The organism is Halomonas sp. 707D4, assembly GCF_024158685.1.
In the GTDB taxonomy this organism is placed as follows: Bacteria; Pseudomonadota; Gammaproteobacteria; order Pseudomonadales; family Halomonadaceae; genus Vreelandella.
Window position 1 is genome coordinate 1 of record NZ_JAMZBD010000411.1, and the last position, 2,756, is coordinate 2,756.

Below are 2,756 nucleotides of genomic sequence, written 5' to 3' on the forward strand. Positions count from 1 at the left end.
CGCAGCACGCTCCGTACCCTGAGGCGCTGGCAGCCCTCGTCGCCCACCAGCACGAGATGGCCCGCTACCCGGCGACCAACGGATTGGCCGAGCTTCGCCAGGCCATCGCCGACTGGGCGGTATCGCGCTTCGCGCTCGAATCGCTCGATGCCGAGCGCGAGGTGATCCCGGTCAACGGCACCCGCGAGGCGATCTTCGCCTTCGTGCAGGCCGCCCTGGATCGCACCCGCGCCGCCAAGGTGGCGGTCCCCAACCCCTTCTACCAGATCTACGAAGGCGCCACGCTCCTGGCCGGCGGCACGCCGCTGTATCTCGACTGCACCGCCGAGAACGGCTTTCGCCCGGATTTTTCCGCGGTCAGCGAGGCGACCTGGCAGGACGTGCAGATCGTGTTCCTCTGCTCGCCGGGCAACCCGACCGGCGCGGTCACCACGATGGAGGAGTTCAAGGCGCTGATCAAACTCGCCGACGAGCACGACTTCATCATCGCCTCGGACGAGTGCTACTCGGAGCTCTACCTCGACGAGGCCACACCGCCGCCGGGTCTTCTACAGGCCTGTGCCGAGCTCGGCCGTAAGGACTTTCGCCGCTGCGTGGTGTTCCACTCGCTCTCCAAGCGCTCCAACCTGCCGGGGCTGCGCTCCGGGTTCGTCGCCGGCGACGCCGCGCTCCTCGCCCCCTTCAAGCGCTACCGCACCTACCACGGCTGCGCGATGTCGCTGCCCCTTCAGCGCGCCTCCATCGCGGCCTGGCAGGACGAGGCGCACGTGCGCGCCAACCGCGACGCCTATCGCGAGAAGTTCGCGGCGGTGACCGAGGTCCTGGCGCCGGTGATGGATTTTCCCGCTCCAGAAGCGAGCTTCTACCTCTGGCCCGCCGTGCCCGGCGGCGACGACGTCGCCTTCACCCAGCGGCTTTATCAAGAGGAGCACGTGAGCGTGCTGCCGGGAAGCCTCATGGGCCGCGACAACGCCCAGGGCGTCAACCCCGGTGCCGGGCGGCTGCGCCTGGCGCTGGTGGCGGAGCTCGAGCCGACGCTCGAAGCGGCCCGGCGCCTGCGCCGCATGATCGAGCGCGGCTAGAGCGCCCACTACCATTACACCCGCGGAGGCCCCATGCTGACACTCTACAAGATCGACACCTGCGACACCTGCCGCAAGGCGCGCCGCGCCCTCGACGAGAAAGGGCTGGCCTACAAGACCCATGACCTTCGCAAGGATGGGCTGTCGGCGAGCTTGCTCGAGCATATCCTCGCGCAGGTGCCGCTTTCCAAGGCGATCAACAAGCGCAGCAAGACCTGGCGCGAGCTCTCTGCCGAGCAGAAGGAGAACCTCGATGCCACCTCGGCGCGCCGGCTTCTGCTCGAGCACCCGACGCTGCTCAAGCGCCCGCTGCTCGAACTCGATAGCCAGACCCTCCTGGTCGGCTATCAAGAGGGCGACTACGACGACCTCACCCCGTAACCGAACACCTCCCCACTGATGATTTGAAAGGAAGACGCTTTATGCTGAGCTTCGCGCTTGGAATCGGCACGCAGAACACCCAAGGCGACTGGCTGGAAATCTACTACCCGGCCCCGCTTCTCGACCCCGACGCCGCCCTCGTGGCAGCCGCGCAGAAGGTGCTCGACGCCCCGGCCGGCACCCAGGCGGTGAGCTTTCTGCCCGAGCAGTGCCAGGCGCTGGCGGCGGCGCTGGGCGAGGCCAGCCACCCCGAGCAGGCAGCCATCGCCGAGGCGCTGGCCGACAGCAAGCGCCCGCTGGTGGCCATGTTCATCGACACCGACCAGGCGCCGCAGAGCGTGCCCGAGGTGTATCTCAAACTGCACCTCTTGTCGCACCGCCTGGTCAAGCCCCACGGTATCGACCTGACCGGCATGTTCGGCCTGCTGCGCAACGTCGCCTGGACGAGCGAAGGCGCCATCGACATCGAGGAGCTGACCGAACGCCGCCTGAAGGCGCGCCTGGCCGGTCGCCCGCTCTCCGTGGACTGCGTCGACAAGTTCCCCAAGATGACCGACTACGTGGTGCCCACCGGCATCCGCATCGGCGACACCGCCCGCGTGCGCCTGGGGGCGTATCTGGGGGAAGGCACCACGGTGATGCACGAGGGCTTCGTCAACTTCAACGCCGGCACCGAAGGCCCGGGCATGATCGAGGGGCGCATCTCGGCGGGCGTGTTCGTCGGCAAGGGGTCGGATCTCGGCGGCGGCTGCTCGACCATGGGCACGCTCTCCGGCGGTGGCAACATCGTCATCAAGGTGGGCGAAGGCTGCTTGATCGGCGCCAATGCCGGCATCGGCATTCCGCTCGGTGACCGCTGCACCGTGGAAGCCGGGCTCTACGTCACCGCCGGCACCAAGATCACCCTGCTCGACGACGCCAGAAACGAGGTCAAGACCGTCTCCGGGCGCGAACTCGCCGGCCAAAACGATCTGCTCTTGCGCCGCAACTCGCAGACCGGCCGGGTGGAGTGCCTGACCAACAAGAGCGCCGTGGCGCTGAACGAGGCGCTGCATGCCCATAACTGAGCCCGAAGGCTTGTCGCCGACCCTGGCGCTGGCCTTCGATCTGTTGAACCGCGCCTCGGTCACGCCGGACGACGAGGGCTGCCAGGCGGTGTTGATCGAGCGCCTGGCGGCGCTCGACTTCCACATCGAGCGTCTGCGCTTCGGCGACGTCGAGAATTTCTGGGCGGTGCGCGGCCACCACGGCCCGGTGCTGGCCTTTGCCGGCCATACCGACGTGGTGCCGAGC

The 2,756-nt window shown here is 68.1% G+C and carries 3 protein-coding genes and 1 pseudogene; all 4 read left to right on the forward strand.

The window, feature by feature from the left end; all coding sequences use genetic code 11:
- The coding region (dapC, locus tag BIS11_RS14470; protein ID WP_253586384.1) for a succinyldiaminopimelate transaminase at positions 1–1,082 on the forward strand (1,082 nt) is incomplete at its 5' end.
- A 33-nt stretch (positions 1,083–1,115) separates the two neighbouring features.
- On the forward strand, positions 1,116–1,463 hold the full coding sequence (locus BIS11_RS14475; RefSeq protein WP_253420690.1) for a Spx/MgsR family RNA polymerase-binding regulatory protein: 348 nt from the start codon (positions 1,116–1,118) through the stop codon (positions 1,461–1,463).
- A gap of 41 nt (positions 1,464–1,504) precedes the next feature.
- On the forward strand, positions 1,505–2,530 hold the full coding sequence (dapD, locus tag BIS11_RS14480) for a 2,3,4,5-tetrahydropyridine-2,6-dicarboxylate N-succinyltransferase (protein WP_253420693.1): 1,026 nt from the start codon (positions 1,505–1,507) through the stop codon (positions 2,528–2,530).
- Positions 2,517–2,756 (forward strand): annotated as a pseudogene (locus tag BIS11_RS14485) (succinyl-diaminopimelate desuccinylase); the annotation flags it as partial. The gene dapD and the pseudogene BIS11_RS14485, both read left to right, overlap by 14 nt.

What these genes read in the sequence shown, in the direction of transcription:
- BIS11_RS14475 (WP_253420690.1), top strand. Translation starts at nt 1,116, where the DNA reads ATGCTGACACTCTACAAGATCGACACCTGCGACACCTGCCGCAAGGCG.
- dapD (WP_253420693.1), top strand. Translation starts at nt 1,505, where the DNA reads ATGCTGAGCTTCGCGCTTGGAATCGGCACGCAGAACACCCAAGGCGAC.